The organism is Arthrobacter sp. Y3223164, assembly GCF_059091005.1.
Window position 1 is genome coordinate 1 of sequence record NZ_JBNHGF010000619.1, and the last position, 1,118, is coordinate 1,118.

Consider the following 1,118-nt stretch of genomic DNA (forward strand, 5'->3'; position numbering starts at 1 on the left):
AGCCCCCACGCCATCACCGATGCCGCTGGCGAAGTGCATCTGCAGACCCCACGGTTCACGAACGGTCTTCCCGCGATGCACATCCAGTACAAGGACCCGGGTTCCGGCATCTATGTCAACATGGCCACTCCCGCTGGTGCCAGCACTGCCGGCACTATCACGGCAACACTTGCTACCCTGACCCAACGCACACCGGTAACCCCGGCTGCGGTGGTGTTCACGGATAAGGACGGCACCGCAGAGGACACCTACACGATCCCGGCGGTCGAGGGCGTGGATTACCTGGTCGGCGGCAAGACCGTTCCCCCAGGCACCCACAAGGGCACTGGCACCGTGACGATCACCGCCCGGGCGCAGGCCGACTACGTCATCGCCGCCGGCGCCATCACCGAATGGACCGCGACGTTCAAGGCCACCCCGTACCCGGTAACCCCGGCTGCGGTGGTGTTCACGGATAAGGACGGCACCGCAGAGGACACCTACACGATCCCGGCGGTCGAAGGCGTGGACTACCTGGTCGGCGGCAAGACCGTTCCCCCGGGCACCCACAAGGGCACTGGCACCGTGACGATCACCGCCCGGGCGCAGGCCGACTACGTCATCGCCGCCGGCGCCATCACCGAATGGACCGCGGCGTTCAAGGCCACCCCGTACCCGGTAACCCCGGCTGCCGTGGTGTTCACGGATAAGGACGGCACCGCAGAGGACACCTACACGATCCCGGCGGTCGAAGGCGTGGACTACCTGGTCGGCGGCAAGACCGTTCCCCCGGGCACCCACAAGGGCACTGGCACCGTGACGATCACCGCCAGGGTGCAAACCGACTACGTCCTTGCTCCCGGCGCCAGGACGTCCTGGACGGCCAATTTCAAGGTCACCCCGCTGCAGACCGCCACGCCGATCGTCTCTGGTATGGCGAAGGTCGGGAAGACCCTGACCGCGACAACCGGGACCTGGACCTCCGGAACCACGTTGAAGTACCAGTGGTACCGTTCGGGCGCAGCCATCAAGGGCGCCACTGCCAAGACCTACAAGCTGACCGGATCCGACGCCGGAAAGACCATTAAAGTAAAGGTCACCGGCACCAAGACCGGTTACACCGCCGTGTCGAAGACCTC

Annotated in this window: 1 pseudogene; it reads left to right on the top strand. The window is 65.7% G+C overall.

The window, feature by feature from the left end:
- A pseudogene (locus AC5RUJ_RS16910) lies at positions 1–1,118 on the top strand (hypothetical protein); the annotation flags it as partial.